The 16,032-nt window shown below is 52.8% G+C and carries 17 protein-coding genes and 1 tRNA gene; 15 read left to right on the top strand and 3 right to left on the bottom strand.

From position 1 onward, the window contains the following. The first annotated feature begins 6 nt into the window (after positions 1 to 6). The 5 genes from larB (at position 7) to PUE40_RS04395 (ending at position 4,852) form a co-directional block, all read left to right on the top strand. A complete protein-coding gene (gene larB, locus PUE40_RS04375) occupies positions 7 to 927 on the top strand; it encodes a nickel pincer cofactor biosynthesis protein LarB (protein ID WP_277672024.1) in 921 nt (306 codons plus the stop codon). An 87-nt stretch (positions 928 to 1,014) separates the two neighbouring features. Continuing rightward, positions 1,015 to 1,815: a mechanosensitive ion channel family protein gene (locus tag PUE40_RS04380; protein WP_277672025.1), complete on the top strand. Its 801-nt coding sequence runs from the start codon at positions 1,015 to 1,017 to the stop codon at positions 1,813 to 1,815. A 127-nt stretch (positions 1,816 to 1,942) separates the two neighbouring features. Then, positions 1,943 to 3,040, top strand: a complete 1,098-nt coding sequence (locus PUE40_RS04385; protein WP_277672026.1) for a M24 family metallopeptidase — start codon at positions 1,943 to 1,945, stop codon at positions 3,038 to 3,040. Between the two features lie 102 nt (positions 3,041 to 3,142). Next, positions 3,143 to 4,294, top strand: a complete 1,152-nt coding sequence (locus PUE40_RS04390) for a DNA recombination protein RmuC (RefSeq protein ID WP_277672027.1) — start codon at positions 3,143 to 3,145, stop codon at positions 4,292 to 4,294. A 132-nt stretch (positions 4,295 to 4,426) separates the two neighbouring features. After that, positions 4,427 to 4,852 (top strand): RrF2 family transcriptional regulator, encoded by a 426-nt coding sequence (locus PUE40_RS04395; protein ID WP_277672028.1) that lies wholly within the window; start codon positions 4,427 to 4,429, stop codon positions 4,850 to 4,852. Positions 4,853 to 5,629: 777 nt separating this feature from the next. Here PUE40_RS04395 and PUE40_RS04400 read toward each other — a convergent pair. From PUE40_RS04400 to PUE40_RS04410, 3 genes are all read right to left on the bottom strand, one after another. After that, entirely contained in the window at positions 5,630 to 6,328 is a 699-nt protein-coding gene (locus PUE40_RS04400; RefSeq protein ID WP_154553843.1) for a TIGR00266 family protein, read from the bottom strand. A 381-nt stretch (positions 6,329 to 6,709) separates the two neighbouring features. Beyond that, positions 6,710 to 7,564: an undecaprenyl-diphosphate phosphatase gene (locus PUE40_RS04405; protein WP_154553844.1), complete on the bottom strand. Its 855-nt coding sequence runs from the start codon at positions 7,562 to 7,564 to the stop codon at positions 6,710 to 6,712. 79 nt (positions 7,565 to 7,643) lie between these two features. Then, a tRNA-Arg gene (locus PUE40_RS04410) sits at positions 7,644 to 7,719 on the bottom strand. A 368-nt stretch (positions 7,720 to 8,087) separates the two neighbouring features. Between PUE40_RS04410 and rplM the strand changes: the two genes are divergently transcribed. From rplM to PUE40_RS04460, 10 genes are all read left to right on the top strand, one after another. Next, a complete protein-coding gene (gene rplM / locus PUE40_RS04415; RefSeq protein WP_154553845.1) occupies positions 8,088 to 8,516 on the top strand; it encodes a 50S ribosomal protein L13 in 429 nt (142 codons plus the stop codon). Positions 8,517 to 8,533: 17 nt separating this feature from the next. Then, the gene (gene rpsI / locus PUE40_RS04420; RefSeq protein ID WP_154553846.1) at positions 8,534 to 8,929 is read left to right on the top strand and encodes a 30S ribosomal protein S9; all 396 of its coding nucleotides are present in this window, start codon (positions 8,534 to 8,536) and stop codon (positions 8,927 to 8,929) included. A 150-nt stretch (positions 8,930 to 9,079) separates the two neighbouring features. Continuing rightward, a complete protein-coding gene (locus PUE40_RS04425; RefSeq protein ID WP_277672029.1) occupies positions 9,080 to 10,054 on the top strand; it encodes an O-acetyl-ADP-ribose deacetylase in 975 nt (324 codons plus the stop codon). A gap of 126 nt (positions 10,055 to 10,180) precedes the next feature. Continuing rightward, entirely contained in the window at positions 10,181 to 10,837 is a 657-nt protein-coding gene (locus tag PUE40_RS04430) for a vWA domain-containing protein (protein ID WP_277672030.1), read from the top strand. A gap of 684 nt (positions 10,838 to 11,521) precedes the next feature. Next, on the top strand, positions 11,522 to 11,737 hold the full coding sequence (locus tag PUE40_RS04435) for a FeoA family protein (RefSeq protein WP_154553849.1): 216 nt from the start codon (positions 11,522 to 11,524) through the stop codon (positions 11,735 to 11,737). Positions 11,738 to 11,800: 63 nt separating this feature from the next. Then, positions 11,801 to 12,040: a FeoA family protein gene (locus PUE40_RS04440; protein WP_277672031.1), complete on the top strand. Its 240-nt coding sequence runs from the start codon at positions 11,801 to 11,803 to the stop codon at positions 12,038 to 12,040. Between the two features lie 47 nt (positions 12,041 to 12,087). Next, positions 12,088 to 14,235: a ferrous iron transport protein B gene (feoB, locus tag PUE40_RS04445; protein ID WP_277672032.1), complete on the top strand. Its 2,148-nt coding sequence runs from the start codon at positions 12,088 to 12,090 to the stop codon at positions 14,233 to 14,235. Positions 14,236 to 14,370: 135 nt separating this feature from the next. Further along, a complete protein-coding gene (locus PUE40_RS04450; RefSeq protein ID WP_154553851.1) occupies positions 14,371 to 14,550 on the top strand; it encodes a FeoB-associated Cys-rich membrane protein in 180 nt (59 codons plus the stop codon). An 85-nt stretch (positions 14,551 to 14,635) separates the two neighbouring features. Then, positions 14,636 to 14,881 carry a heavy-metal-associated domain-containing protein gene (locus tag PUE40_RS04455; RefSeq protein ID WP_154553852.1) on the top strand — a complete coding sequence of 82 codons (246 nt, stop codon included), beginning with the start codon at positions 14,636 to 14,638 and terminating at the stop codon, positions 14,879 to 14,881. Positions 14,882 to 15,123: 242 nt separating this feature from the next. Beyond that, a complete protein-coding gene (locus tag PUE40_RS04460) occupies positions 15,124 to 15,297 on the top strand; it encodes a hypothetical protein (protein ID WP_277672033.1) in 174 nt (57 codons plus the stop codon). Positions 15,298 to 16,032 lie beyond the last annotated feature (735 nt).

Genomic DNA, 16,032 nt, shown 5'->3' on the forward strand with positions numbered 1-16,032 from the left:
AATGGTATGGATATTCAGGAGATTTTGAGAGGCTACAAGGCGGGGGAGATTTCCCTGGAGATTGCGGAGGCGAAAATCCGCCAGATCGATGAGCGGCCGGGGAAGGGCTATACCAACATGGGGTTCGCCCGGCTGGACACCCAGCGGAAGGAGCGGTCGGGTTTTCCGGAGGTGATTTTCTGCAGCGGGAAGCCGGACGATTATCTGGTGGCCATTTACCGCAAAATCACGGAATTGGAGGGCCGGGCGTTCGGCACGCGGGCCACGCCGCACCAGGCGGCGCTGGTACAGGAAGCCATCCCGGCGGCGGAGTATGATCCGGTGTCCCGAATCTTGAAGGTGGAACGCAGCGGTGGTGCCTCCGGAATGCATGGAGTCTCCGGCAATACCGGCGCCTCCGGCAGTTGTGACACCTCCAACGATAGCGGAGCCACCGGCGTGCACGGCGTCTCCGGTGTCGGTACTGCCTCCGGCGCGCATGGGGCTTCCGGTAATAATGGGGCCTCCGGCGGCCGGGTTGCGGTATGCACCGGCGGCACAGCGGATATCCCGGTGGCCGAGGAGGCGGCGCAGACGGCGGAATTCTTTGGCGCCCGAGTGGACCGGTTCTACGATGTGGGGGTCAGCGGCATCCACCGGCTGTTCAATAACATGGATGAAATCCGCAAAGCCGATTGCGTCATTGCGGTGGCGGGCATGGAGGGGGCGCTTCCGACGGTGATCGGCGGAATGGTGCGAAATCCGGTCATCGCCGTCCCTACTTCTGTGGGTTACGGCGCCAACATGCAGGGCCTGACGGCATTGCTCACCATGATCAACTCCTGTGCCAATGGAGTGGCAGTGGTGAACATCGACAACGGCTACGGTGCCGGGTACATGGCAACTCAGATCGGCCGGCTGGCAGCATCCGGCCGCAACCGGGAATAATAGGAACATTGAAATGGGACGTCGTTCGAGCTATAATGATGCTGTTTGCGAATTGGGCGAAAGCCCGCAACGGAAAAGGAGAAAAGAGTGGAGAAAAGTCTGGAAAAAGTTTTGAGCGTGCTGCTGTCCAAGGGAATGATTATCAGTGCCACTTACATTGTGGCCGCCTTCATCTTGGTAGTGGTGCTGAACCATTTATCCAAGAAATATCGGGAGAAAATCGATCCCGCGGACATTCGTCTGAATGCTTTTGTGCGGAGCGTTTTCAATACCATTAAGGGAATCGTTGTTGTCATCTGCCTGTTTGCGGTGCTTCAGGCCAACGATATTAACATCACGTCCATGATTACCGGCGTCGGCGTGGTCAGTGCCATTGCCGGCCTTGCGTTGCAGGATTTCTTCAAGGACATCATCATGGGGATTCACATCGTGAACGATCATTCCGTAGTGGTGGGTGAAGTGGTGGAAATCAACGGCGTGGAAGGCATCGTGCTGAGCTTCTCCCTGATGACTACGGTGCTTCAGGACCTGAACACGGGCAATACGGTGGTGATGTGCAATCGAAACATCACTCAGGTGGCCAAGGTCAACGGCATCTACGACATCGATCTGCAGCTGGCTTATTCGGAAGATCCGGATCGGGTAAAAGAAGTTTTTAGCGAGGCGGCAAAAGAAATCGCCAAGAACAAGGGGATTACCCGAGCGGAGTATTTGGGCATTCAGCGGTATGAGGCGTCCGGGGTGATTTATCGGATTCGCTATTACTGCTCTCCGAAAATTCACTGGCCGATGCTGCGGGCATCCATGGCCATCATTCAGCGATATATTATCGCCTCCGGTTTGGAAATCCCGTATCCGCAGATGGATGTGCATCATCGGAACATGTAATCTATGGGAATATCTTTTTTTATTGAAAAACAAAATAGTAGACCAAAGTTTAGACTTTATACTAGTTTATGAAAACCAATCGTGATATTATAGGGTCAGAGTCATTATATATAAGGAGGACGAAATAATGAACGAAAAATTCACTGCAAAACAGAACGAAAGAATTGCTCGTGTAATGGAGAAAATGAAGGAAAACGGCCTGGAGCAGCTGCTGATCAGCGATCCAAAGAGCATCGCATTCCTGACCGGTATCTTCGTAGATCCGTATGAAAGACTTTGGGCACTGCTGCTGAAGTCCAACGGGGAGCACGTATTCTTTATGAACACACTGTTCTTCGTTTCCGAAACAGGATACAAGGAAGTTTGGTTCACCGACATGGACGACCAGATTGGTCTGATTATGGAGAACATCGACAAAGAGGGCACCCTGGGAATCGACAAGACATGGGCGGCTCGTTTCCTGATTCCGCTGCAGGAGCGTTGCCCGAACCTGAAGACCGTATGGGGTTCCAACTGCGTAGATGATGTTCGTGCAGAAAAGGACGAAGAGGAAATCGCTCTCATGAAGAAGGCTTCCGAAATCAACGACGTCGTAATGGAGAGAGTTGCAGAGTACATCAAGGAAGGCATGACCGAGAGACAGGTTGCAGACTTTATCGATGCAGAGTACCTCAAGGAAGGTGCATCCGGAAACAGCTTCCCGACCATCGTATGCTTCGGTGAGAACGCTGCAGACCAGCACCATGAGCCGAGCGAAACCAGAACGCTGAAGGCCGGAGAGTGCATCCTGATTGACATGGGCTGCGTATGGAAGGGTTACTGCTCCGACATGACCAGAACATTCTACTGCAAGAGCGTAGATGAAGAGCAGGCAAAGATTCACGACATCGTTCGTACCGCTGTTCTGAAGGCAGAGGAAGTAATCAAGCCGGGAATTCCGGTTTGCGACATCGATAAGCAGGCAAGAGATTACATCGATGAGATGGGATATACCAAGTACTGGGGCGTTCGTCTGGGACACTTCATCGGTCAGGACGACCACGAATTCGGTGATGTAAGCCCGATTAACCACAATCCGGCTGCTGTCGGCAACATCTTCTCCATCGAACCGGGAATCTACATCGAAGGAAAATTCGGCGTTCGTGTAGAGGACCTGGTTCTGGTAACAGAAGATGGTCACGAACTTCTGAACCACGTTGAGAAGAAGTATCGTATCGTTGGCTAATCTCTGAGCAATCGGAAGATTTTGAATTTCAGACGATGAAAAGAAGCGGATGTAACCTAGGTTATTCCGCTTCTTTGTATTAAGGGAAAAGGAGAGTTTTGTATGCTGGAACAGGTGCTGCTGATATTGTTGGTTCTGATGAGTGCCGCCATCATTGCGCTTTTGTGGATGCTGGCGGGGGGCGTGCGGCGGAGCGGCGCCAAGACCGGGGAGTACTTCCGGTTGTACAATCAATCTGCGGTGGAAACTCAGAAAGCTATTGCCCAGCAGCAGGACGCTTTGCAGCGGGCGGTGGCCCAGCAGCAGGATGCTCGGCTGAAGGCTTTGGACGAGAATTTCAGCCGGCTTCGTCAGGAGAACGCCCAGCAGATAGAAAATATCCGAAAGACGGTGGATGAGAAGCTTCAGGATACCCTGGAAACCAAACTCACCCAATCCTTTGGCCTGGTCAACGAGCGATTGGAACAGGTGTACAAGGGCCTGGGGGAAATGCAGACCATCGCCTCCAATGTGGGAGATCTGAAGAAAATCCTTTCCAACGTAAAGACTCGGGGCATTCTGGGGGAGGTGCAATTGGGCGGAATCCTGGAGCAGATTCTCAGCCCGGAGCAGTACGAGGAGAACGTGGCCACTCGGCCGGGAAGTTCGGAACGGGTGGAATTTGCGGTAAAACTTCCGGGTTCCGGTGCGGGAGAGACCGTATACCTTCCCATCGATGCCAAATTCCCCGGGGACACTTACAGCGCTCTTCAGGAAGCGTACGATACCGGGGACAAAGCGGAAATTGAACTGGCGCGGAAGCGCTTGCTTACGCGGATTGCGTCGGAAGGGAAGGACATCTGCGATAAGTACATTGCCGTCCCGTACACCACGGATTTTGCAGTGATGTTTTTACCCTTTGAGGGGTTGTACGCGGAAGTGGTGCGTAACGGGATGATTGAGATGCTCCAACGAAAGTATCGGGTGACCATTGCGGGACCGACCACCATGGCGGCGCTGCTAAATTCCCTGCAGATGGGTTTCAACACTTTGGCAATCGAGAAGCGGTCTAACGAGGTGTGGAAGCTGCTGGCGTCGGTGCGCGCGGAATTCGACACCTTTGCCGACGTGCTGCAGAGCACGCAGCATCGGCTGAATCAGGCCAATGCGGATTTGGATCGGCTGGTGGGCGTGCGAACCCGGCAGATTCAGCGGAAGCTTCGAAATGTTTCGGAGATGGGGAATGAAACCGAACAAAAAAATCTGGACGAATAAAGTAGTTGACTACTGACTTGGTATGTGATATTTTTAAATAATGTTGCACGAAAATGAATAATGTTTCAAACTGCAGTGGCGACAGGAAAGAATGGGGAATTTGAGGACTGGAGAAAGAAAGGAATAAGAAAAATGCTTTTTACAAGAGAAACGGATTACGCATTACGGCTGCTGCGGAATCTTGATGCAAAGGAGCACAAGAGCATCAGCCAACTCATCGACAAGGAACTTATGACCACTGCTATTACCTATAAGGTTGCCCGAAAACTGGATCGAGGCGGCCTGATTGAAAGTGTCCGGGGAAATTCCGGTGGATATAAGTTAACCAGGGATATGAGCGAGATTACCCTCTATGATGTTTTCAAAATCATGAATCCGGACACGGTACTCAACGATTGCCTGCATCCGGATGTGAACTGCCCGTTGGATTCAGAGGATGCCCCTTGCCGATTCCATAAGGAGCTTTGCCGAATCCAGAAAGTCCTGTTTGAAGAGCTTCAGCGAAAGTCTCTGGCGGAGATTATGAAGGAAGAGGCTGCGGAAGAGAACGCAGAATAGTGAGTTTTTAGATTCGTTAGCAGCGGTGGAAGTGATTCTGCCGCTGTTTTTTGGTGCCTCACTATTCTTTCTTATCTGTACTGCCGGGCTACCGTTCCGAATTTCGCCTTCGGCCGGCATTTCCGCGGCGCGATTTGCTCCCCGCTCCCCGCAAAGCCTTGCGCTACCGTCCCGGGGAGCAAAATCTTCACAGAAATTCCGCGCCGCCATCTGCCTCCGGCGACCTTTTCAGCGGCGCGATTTGCTCCCCGCCCCCCGCAAAGCCTTGCGGCTTCGTTCCGGGGAGCAAAATCTTCACAGAGATTCCGCGCCGCCATCTGCCTCCGGCGACCTTTTCAGCGGCGCGATTTGCTCCCCGCTCCCAGCAAAGCCTTGCTGCTTCGTTCCGGGGAGCAAAATCTTCACAGAAATTCCGCGCCGGTGCGTGCCACCGGCGACTCCTGTTGGCGCTGTCCCGCCGGCAAACGCTTATATCACCGTCGGGCCACGCCAACAGGGCGCCCCGAATCCCGCCCGGCGGCCGACCATGTTGGCGCTGTCCCGCCGGCAAACGCTTATATCACCGTCGGGCCACGCCAACAGGGCGCCCAAAATCCCGCCCGGCGGCCGACTCCTGTTGGCGCCGCCCCTCCGGCAAAGCCTTGATCCACCGTCGGGCCACGCCAACAGGGCGCCCAGGCTATGATGAAAAAGAAAAAGACTGCAGATACTTATCCATCCTGAAAAGCATGGAACAAGTATCTGCAGTCTGAAAGGTTTCAATAAAGAAACTGAGCTTTAGTTGTTGGAAGTCGGAATATACTTCGCTACGGCGTCTGCCAGGGAGTGCACGTTCCGGGTCTGGATGATGACCTTGCCGGTTCCGTGGAATTCGTTTACAAGACCTTCGCCGGACATGAAACCGAAGGTGCCGGAGGCCACGCGGATGTTGTAATCCAGGGAGGCTTCCCAAGCAACTACGTGCTCGTTGTCGATGGCCATCGGTGCATTCGGGGTGATGTCCAGGACAACCAGGTCACCGAAGGCATTAATCAGAACCTGACCGTTTCCTTCCGTTTCCATCACGAAGAGACCACCGGTGCCGCCAAAGAAGGCTTTACCGATGTCCTGGCGCTTGATGTTGTAGAATACGGAATCATCGCAAGCCAGGAACGCACCGGTGTTCAGACGGTACTGATTTCCGCCGCCTACGTTGAGGCATGCTACCTTTCCAGGAACGGCCGGTGCGATACCCAGCCGGGCACCTTCCGCCTGACCGACTGCTTTTGTGATGAACATGCTCTCGCCACTCACCGCACTGCGGGCAATCGCGCCTACCAATCCGCCAAAGCCGGACTTCTTGCTGTTGGTTTCTGCCTGAAGGCTGACGTTCTGCATAAATGCCATAGCGCCCCGTTCCACTTTGATGGTTTCGCCGGAGCTGAGAGTAATATCTACGATTGGCGCATCGGAGTCGCCGATAATTTTATAATTCATTTGATCCTCCTGTCTATACGACGAGAATTATACGGTTGGTTTATTATAGCATATGGGAAAAGGAATGGAAATTACACCTTTGGGTACTTTCCCGTATGTGTCGGACGACTGTTCGTTTGCGAAGAATCCGATAGACGGTTCACACAGAAGGCATATATTCAGTTAACAAAAACTACACAAACGGGTGGTACTATAATGGTGCGGAAGGGAAATGACACAGAGTACCGGAAGCGAGAAACCATAATGCATTTTCTTTAATTGTTCTTTCTTAATTAATAATTTCGTAGTGGTGAAAAGTCGCCGAGCCCCCATCGGCGGCTTTTTACGTTTCCCAAAATAAAAACGGCGCTGCAATCGCAGCGCCGAAACGATTCTTAATAATTAGTGCAGTACGCCGAAGTACAGGATGACCAGTGCGCCCAGCACGATTCGGTACCAACCGAAAGGTTTGAAGTTGTGCTTCCGGATGTAGGAAAGCAGAAACTTAATAATGAACAGGGAGACCACGAAGGCCACGATCATGCCCACCGCCAGGATGACGTATTCCGTGGGGGTGTACAGCAGTCCGTTCTTCAGAAGTTTTAACAGGCTAGCGCCGGCCATTACCGGAATCGCCAGAATGAAGGTGAAGTTGGCCGCAGCCGGACGGGATACGCCAATCATCAATCCTCCCAGGATGGTGGCGCCGGAACGGGAAGTACCCGGAAATACCGCCGCAATGACCTGGAAGAGACCGATGGCAAACGCTTCCTTATAACTGATGCCCGCCATGGTTTCGGTGCGCGGGGTCTTATGGGAGTTGCGGTTCTCGATGATGATAAATGCCACACCCACCACAATCAGCATGATGGAAACCACCAGCCAGTTGTAGAAGTGAGCGTTCAGCCAGTCATCAAAAGCCACGCCGATTACCGCCGCCGGAAGACAAGCCACGATGGTTTTACCCCAAAGGTTCAGGACGCCTTTATCCAGGCGGATTGCTTTCTGGGGATTGGTGGCGTGCTTTCCCTCCACGATGACTCTTTTCAGCGGCCAGATTTCGCCCCAGTACAGGAGCACCACCGCCAGGATGGCACCCAGCTGGATGACCACCAGGAAGGTGTCCCAGAATTCCGGGGATACATTCATCTTGACGAATTCGTCCAGAAGTATCATGTGTCCCGTGCTGCTCACCGGCAGCCATTCCGTAATACCTTCCACAACGCCGAAGAGCACGGCCTTCAGAATTTCAAACATATATTACCTCATTTCTGCGATTTCCCTAAAAATAAAAATCAGACGAGTACAATACCGCGTCCGACCATGTATACCATATTGGTGCGCCCGGCGAGATTCGAACTCGCGACCTTCACATTCGGAGTGTGCTACTCTATCCCCTGAGCTACGGGCGCTAGGCGTGATTCATAAATCACTCAGTGTAGTATATCAGATTTTATGAGAAAAAACTACCCCCGAATTGCATTTATTCCCATAAGTTTTGAAAAGAGAACGAGCCGAACGGCGCCCTTCCGGGGAAAGCCGCCTCAAATTTCCGGAAAAAGTCCCCAAAACCCTTGACTCAGAACCTCCGGAGGATTATAATTTAAAGGCTTGCAAATGCGAAACTGTATTTGTGTGCAAAAAAGGAGCAGGCCTCGTGCCGGTAACTCCGACGCTAATAATTTATTTTTAGTATGCCGAACCAAATCGAGAGATTCCAGTAGGCAATGCCGAAACCGATTGAGTTGTAAGCAATCTGAGTAGGTAGAAAGGAAGAAAAATGAAGTCTTACATTGCAAAGCCTGCAGAGGTAGAACGTAAGTGGTACGTTATCGATGCAGAAGACAAGACTCTGGGAAAGATCGCATCTGAGGTTGCATCCATCCTGAGAGGAAAGAAGAAGCCGATTTACACACCGCACGTTGACACCGGTGACTATGTTATCGTAATCAACGCAGAGAAGGTTCGTGTAACCGGTAAGAAGGAAGAGCAGAAAATCTACAAGAGCCACAGCGGTTATCCGGGCGGCCTGAAGGAGACTACTCTCAGAGAACTCCGTGCGAAGAAGCCGGAAGAAATCATCCGTCACGCTGTTAAGGGCATGATGCCAAAGGGCAAGCTGGGCAGACAGATGTTCAAGAAGTTAAAGGTATACGCTGGACCGGAGCATCCGCACACTGCGCAGAATCCGGAAGAGTGGACATTCTAGGAAGGGAGGAATAGAAGATGGCTAATACACAGTATCAGGCAACAGGCAGAAGAAAATCTTCGGTTGCAAGAGTCAGATTACTCCCAGGAACCGGAAAGATCACAATCAATAAGAAGGATCTGGAAGAGTACTTCGGAATGGATATTCTGAAGAACGAAGTAAAAAGACCTTTCGACGTAACAGGCACAGCCGGCAAGTATGACGTTATCGCAATCGTTGAAGGTGGCGGTACAACAGGTCAGGCCGGTGCACTGAGACACGGAATTTCCAGAGCTCTCTGCGTAGCTGATGAGGAAGCAAACAGACCTGCACTGAAGGCAGCTGGTTTCCTGACCAGAGACCCGAGAATGAAGGAAAGAAAGAAATACGGACTCAAGAAGGCGAGAAGAGCGAGCCAGTTCTCCAAGCGTTAATTTCAGAGAAGTATTGCAAAACCCCCGGAAGCATTGTTTCCTGGGGTTTTTTCTTTTTCGTTTTTCTTCTCGGACGTTGGGGCGGTGGTGAAACTACTTTTTTTGTGATACACTGAAATTCAGAGTGAGACGGGGAAGGAGTTTTTTGCTATGCCTTTGAAGATTATCCGTGACGATATCACGAAATTGAAAGTAGATGCCATTGTAAATGCTGCGAAGCCAAGCCTGCTGGGCGGCGGTGGTGTGGACGGCTGTATTCATCGTGCCGCCGGACCGGAACTTTTGGAGGAATGCCGCACCTTGCAGGGGTGCGAAACCGGCGGGGCGAAGATTACTAAGGGGTACCGGCTGCCGTGCAGGTACGTAATCCATACTGTAGGACCACAGTGGCGCGGAGGAGAGCATGGGGAAAAAGCGCTTTTGGAATCCTGCTACCGTGCGTCATTGGAGCTGGCGCGGGAATACGGATGTGAGACGGTAGCCTTTCCGCTGATTTCTTCGGGGATTTACGGGTACCCGAAGGATCGGGCGTTGCGTGTGGCGGTGGATGCGATTGGGAATTTTTTGTCGGAAAATGAGATGACGGTGTATATCGTGATTTTTGACCGGCAGTCCTATCGGATTGGAAAGAAGCTTTTTTCGGAAATCGCGGAATACATCGATGACCGATATGAGGCGGAGCACACGGTGCGGAGGTTCTATACAGAGAATCGGGCGGATGTGGAAATCGCTTCCGCAGAGGCGGATATTCCGGCGTTTTCGCTGGAGGATGCGCTGTCTCAACTGGATGAGAGTTTCTCGGAAATGCTGCTTCGAAAAATCACCGAGTCCGGCATGACGGATGTCCAGTGCTACAAAAAAGCCAATATCGACCGGAAACTGTTTTCCAAGATTCGTTCCGACAAATTCTATAAACCGTCAAAGACCACGGCAATTGCCTTTGCCCTGGCATTGGAGCTGCCCCTTTCGGAAATGCAGGATATGCTCCGCAAAGCCGGTTTTACCCTGTCCCACTCCAGCAAGTTCGATATAATCGTGGAGTTTTTCGTACAGCAGGGAAATTACAACGTGTTTGAAATTAACGAGGCGCTGTTCGCCTTCGACCAGCGGCTGATCGGGATGTAGGAGAACTTGGGGGCTCCGATCGGAGATGTCGCCATCCATGCGACCAACTCCCCTGCCATCCCCGGTAAAATATGACTGTAAGGTTTGATCACCGAGCAGTCATTTTTTTATTGGGAGGAAAAGCAAATGAAAAAGAATCTGACAGAGATCGTATTCATACTGGATTGCAGCGGATCCATGAACGGGCTGGAGGGCGATACCATCGGCGGGTTTAATTCCATGATTGAGAAGCAGAAAAAAGAAAAAGGGGAAGCGCTGGTTTCAACGGTGCTGTTCAGCAGTCGGAGTGAGGTCCTGCACGACCGGGTCCCGGTGCAGGATGTGCCTCGGATGACGAAGGCGGATTACGTGGCTTGCGGCTGCACGGCGCTGCTGGATGCGATCGGAGGTGCGATTCACCACATCGGCAACGTTCACAAATATGCTCGGCCGGAGGACGTGCCGGAGCACACCCTATTCGTGATTACCACCGACGGCCTGGAAAATGCCAGCCGCCGCTATGATATCGACCGGGTAAAAAGCATGATTGAACGCCGGAAAAAGAAGTACGGATGGGAGTTCATGTTCCTGGGGGCCAATATCGATGCGGTGGAGACCGCCGAATGGATTGGCATCGACGCGGATCGAGCGGTGAATTATCGCTGTGACGGAATTGGAACCGCCTTGAACTTTGAGGTGCTGAGCGACGCAATATCCGATGTGCGTGCGGACGAGGAGCTAACGCCTCAATGGAAAAAAAGAATCGATGCGGACTTCCGTGCCCGGGGCGGCCGAAAAAAATAAAGGGAAGTAGACTTGTCTCCGGCCGGTCTGGGCGCCGCCTGCCACCGGCGGCTTTTCAGCGGCGCGATTTGCTCCCCGCTCCTCGCAAAGCCTTGCGGCTCCGTTCCGGGGAGCAAAATCTTCACACAGATTCCGCGCCGCCGCCTATCTCCGGCGACCTTTTCAGCGGCGCGATTTGCTCCCCGCTCCCCGCAAAGCCTTGCGGCTCCGTCCCGGGGAGCAAAATCTTCACAGCAATTCCGCGCCGCCGTCTGCCACCGGCGGCCTTTTCAGCGGCGCGATTTGCTCCCCGCCTCCCCGCAAACCCTTGTAGCTTCGTCTCGGGGAGCAAAATCTTCACAGAGATTCCGCGCCGCCGCCTGCCACCGGCGGCCTTTTAAGTTAGACTCCTATAACTTTTTTCTGAAACTTTATTGACAAGAGGGAAGAAATCGCTATAATAATATAAAGTTAGTTAAGGCGAACTAACAAATGTAACACAAGACTAACAGAAGTAATATACAGCTAACGAACCGGTCGCGAATGCCGGAAGCGTCTGCAAGAAATGCGAAGCGCCTGCAGGTCCTGCGGAGCATCAACGGAGCCCGCGAAGCACCGCAAGGACTGCGAAGCACATGCGCATGCACGTGCACACACATACGACAAGACAGCTTTGTCAGGATGAATGATACAGGAGGTGGGAACATGCCAATCACAATTGCAAAAACCGGTGATATCGTTCGTATCATCCGAATCACAGGGGATGATTCCATTCGGACCCATTTGGCGGAACTGGGTTTCGCGGTGGGCGCGGAAGTTAAAGTCGTGAAGGCGGTGAAAGGGAATTTAATTCTGCAGGTACACGGAACGCGGCTTGCTTTGGATCAGAGCATGGCCAGCCGGCTGCTTGTGGAGTTTTAGAAGTTAAGGATGGAGAATGAAGTAATTCAGGTCACTATTTAAGAGAACATTAAGGAGGAAAAAATGGAGACATTGAACAATCTGGCGGTGGGCGAAAGCGCAACCATCAAGAAAATCGGAAGCGTGGGACAGCCCCGGAGAAGAATCATGGATATGGGCCTGACCAAAGGAACGCAGGTCTATGTTCGCAAAGTCGCACCGCTGGGAGACCCGATGGAGCTGACCGTAAGAGGGTACGAGCTGTCAGTGCGGAAAGGCGATGCGGAACTGATTGAAATCGAGAACATTCAGAAAGCAAAGTAAAATTTTGGAGATAAACGAATTTAGGATATTAAGAAAGGAGTTATTCAGTGGCAATTAAGATCGCACTTGCAGGAAACCCGAACTGCGGAAAGACAACGCTGTTCAACGCGTTGACCGGAAGCAACCAGTATGTGGGAAACTGGCCGGGCGTTACTGTAGAAAAGAAGGACGGTAGATTAAAGACCGACAAAACCATTACAATTCAGGACCTTCCGGGAATCTATTCCCTTTCCCCGTACACCATGGAGGAAGTGGTCACCCGGCGGTACTTGGTGAACGAAAGACCGGATGCCATCATCAACATCATCGACGCCACCAACCTGGAGCGAAACCTGTATCTCACCACACAGCTGTTGGAGCTGCACATTCCGACCATCATCGCATTGAACATGATGGACATCGTGAATAAGAACGGAGACCGCATCGACGTCCCGCAGCTGAGCAAAGAGCTGGGCTGTCCAATCGTTCCGATCAGTGCTCTCAAGGGAGACGGCAGCGAGGAGCTGATTGATCAGGCGGTCAAAGTGGCAAAGAAGAGAACCATGGGAGACACCCCGCACGTGTACTCCGGCAGCGTCGAGCACGCCATCGCACACATCGAGGAATCCATCGAAGACAAGGTGTCCGCGAGCAACCTGAGATGGTACGCCGTCAAATTCTTCGAACGGGATGAGAAGGTTCGAGAAGAAATTAAGCTGGGCGCTTCTGTTCTCAGTGAGATTGAAGGTCACATCGAAGACTGCGAAAAAGAAATGGACGACGATGCGGAGAGCATCATCATCAACCAGCGCTACGAGTACATCAACCGCGTGATCCCAAAAGCAATTGAAAGAAAACAAGGTCACGAGAAGCTGACTTTGTCCGATAAAATCGACCGGATCGTAACCAACCGAGTGCTGGCACTGCCGATTTTTGCCGTAGTGATGTTCCTGGTATATTATATTTCCGTTACCACCATCGGTGACATCGTTACCGGCTGGACCAACGACGTGTTCGTTGCGGGAATTCAGGAGTGGGCGTCCAACGGACTGACCCATATGGGTGCATCGGATTGGGTAATTTCCCTGGTATCCGACGGCATCATTGGCGGCTTGGGTGCGCCGATTGGATTCGCACCGCAGATGGCCATCGTGTTCTTCTTTCTGGCATTGTTGGAAGACTGCGGATACATGGCGAGAGTTGCTTTTATCATGGATAGAATCTTCCGTCGTTTCGGACTGTCCGGAAAGAGCTTTATCCCGTTCCTCATTTCCTCCGGATGCGGCGTGCCGGGCATCATGGCAACCCGTACCATCGAAAATGAGAAGGACCGCCGCATGACCATGATGACCACCACCACCATTCCATGTGGTGCAAAACTTCCGGTAATCGCTACCATCGCCGGCTACATCGCCGGCGGTGCATGGTGGGTAGCTCCGGCAATGTACTTCCTGGGCATTGGACTGGTTATCGTATACTGTATTATTTTGAAGAAGACAAAGATGTTTGAAGGGGACCCGGCTCCGTTCGTTATGGAACTTCCGGCATACCACGCACCGTCTCCAAAGGGCGTGCTCCTCAGCGTATGGGAAAGAGTATGGGCGTTCCTGAAGAAAGCGGGAACCATCCTGTTCCTCTGCTGTGCGGTAATGTGGTTCCTGGGCAACTTTGGTTTTGCGGGCGGAAGCTTCGGCCTGGTGGACGCAGAAGATTCGCTGCTGGCGGTTATCGGCGGCGCAATTGCTTTTATCTTCAAACCACTGGGATTCGGAACATGGCAGGCTGTTGCGTCCTCTCTGTCCGGTTTTGTGGCAAAAGAAGGTATCGTATCCACCATGGGCGTTCTGTCCGGACTGGGCGAGATCGAGGGATACAGTGCAGCGTACCAGGCACAGTTCGCCGCATTCTTCCCATCCATGCTGGCAGCGTTCTCCTTCATGGTATTCAACCTGTTTGATTCCCCGTGCCTGGCGGCTCTGTCCACCACCGCGAAGGAAATGAACAACCGGAAATTCTTCTGGTACTCCGTACTTTTCCAGAACGTCAGCGCATACTTCGTGGCTCTGATTGTGTACCAGATTGGCGGGTTGATTCTGGGCGAAGTGTCCTTCGGCATCGCAACGGTAGTCGCATTTATCGTGCTGGCCTTCGTGCTGTACTTGCTGTTCCGTCCGGATCAGAACAAGAAAGCAAAGGTTGCGCTGGAGAAGAACTAAGTTATAATTGTAAAAGGAGAAATGGCATTGAACGGCGTTGACGTGATTGTACTGGCCGGAATCGGCATTTTGATGGTGATAGCCATTCGAATTGTAATCGGATTTTTCCGATAAGACAGGAAAGGAGGAAATGCTTTGAACGGAATTGATATTGTAATCTGTCTGGTTATTTTGGCCCTGGTGGTCGTGGTAATCCGGTATCTGATTAAGGAAAAGAAGGCAGGGCATAAATCCTGCGGCTTCGATTGTTCCACCTGCTCGATGTGTTCTCACGGAGGACACGGCTGCAGCGGGGGATGCCACCCAAAGAAATAACAGGTAAAACGCGATTCCCCGGCAGCCTTGTCGGGGATTTTTGCTTGACGAATTTGTTTTTACGGTAAAAAAAGGAGATGAAGAGATGCGTAAGATTACGGCACATATTGACGGAATGCAGTGCGGCATGTGCGAGAGCCATGTGAACGACCTGGTCCGGAAGAATTTTAGGGTAAAAAAAGTGAAATCCTCTCACCGAACCGGGGAGTGCACCATCGTTGCGGAGTGCGATATTCCGCAGCCGGAGCTGGAGAAGAAGCTGGGGGAAATGGGCTACCGCCTGCTGGATATGGAGAGCGAAGAGTATCAGAAGAAAGGGCTGTTTAGATAGGCCTTCGGTATGAGCAGGGCCTCCGGCCTGTGTGATAGGCCTCCGGCTCGGGGTGGAGCATTGCCTTCGGCATTGGGCGATGCCGCCGGCCCGGGACCAAGCATTGCCGCCGGCCCGGGGGTGGAAAAATTCCATCAAATGGTCTATAATTCTCTTATATCATTTGCACTGAATGGAAACGCTTTGAGCCGGGCGCCGGTGGGCGAAGAAAAACCGGCTGGGAAAATAGAAAGGAGTGGACCGTGGCTTCCAAGAACAATAAGAAGAAGAAAAACGAAGCGGCCAAAACCGGTCCGACCGGTTTCGCGACGGACCGGCGGAAAATTTCAAAAATCAGCCGTGTCATGGCACTGTTGTTGGGTATCATCATGATTGTCTTCATGCTGTTGTCCTCCAGCGTGTACTTATTTAATTAATTAAAAGTGCCCCGCGGGACTGGGACCTGCGGGGGACTGTTGAGGAGAGGGAAGCACCTTGCCGATAAACCGGCAAGGTGCTTTTTGTACGGAGGCGCGGAATTTGTGTGAAGAATTTGCTCCCCGGAACGGAGCTGCAAGGGCTAGCGAGGAGGGTGGAGCAAACCGCGCCTTGGAAAAGCCGGCCGGCACTGGGCGTCGGCGCGGAATTTGTGTGAAGAATTTGCTCCCCGGAACGGAGCCGCAAGGGTTTGCGGGGAGGAGGGAGCAAACCGCGCCTTGAAACACCCGGCCGGCGGGCCTCGAATCCCGAAATTCCCGGCCCGAGGTTCGCGCCCGGAAACCGAAAACAAAGGGCTTGCGGGAAGGTGAGCGCGAACCATGCCGGCCGGCGGGCCTCCAAACCCGAAATTCCCGGCCCGAGGTTCGCGCCCGGAAACCGAAAATAAAGGGCTTGCGGGGAGTCGAGCGCGAACCATGCCGACCGTCGGGCCGCTAATCTCGAAAAACCCGGCCCGAGGTTCGCGCCCGGAAACCGAAAACAAAGGGCTTGCGGGGAGTCAAGCGCGAACCATGCCGGCCACCGGACCTCCAACCTCGAAACACCCGGCCGAGGTTCGCGCCCGGACACCCAAAACAAAGGGGTGGTGGGGAGGCGGGCGGGCACCATGCCCGCCGGCGGGCCGCCCCACCCGAAACACCCCGCCGGGCCCCCGGCCCCCCGAGCGTGACCGG

The organism is Mogibacterium kristiansenii (genome assembly GCF_029224645.1).
Classification (GTDB): domain Bacteria; phylum Bacillota; class Clostridia; order Peptostreptococcales; family Anaerovoracaceae; genus Mogibacterium_A; species Mogibacterium_A kristiansenii.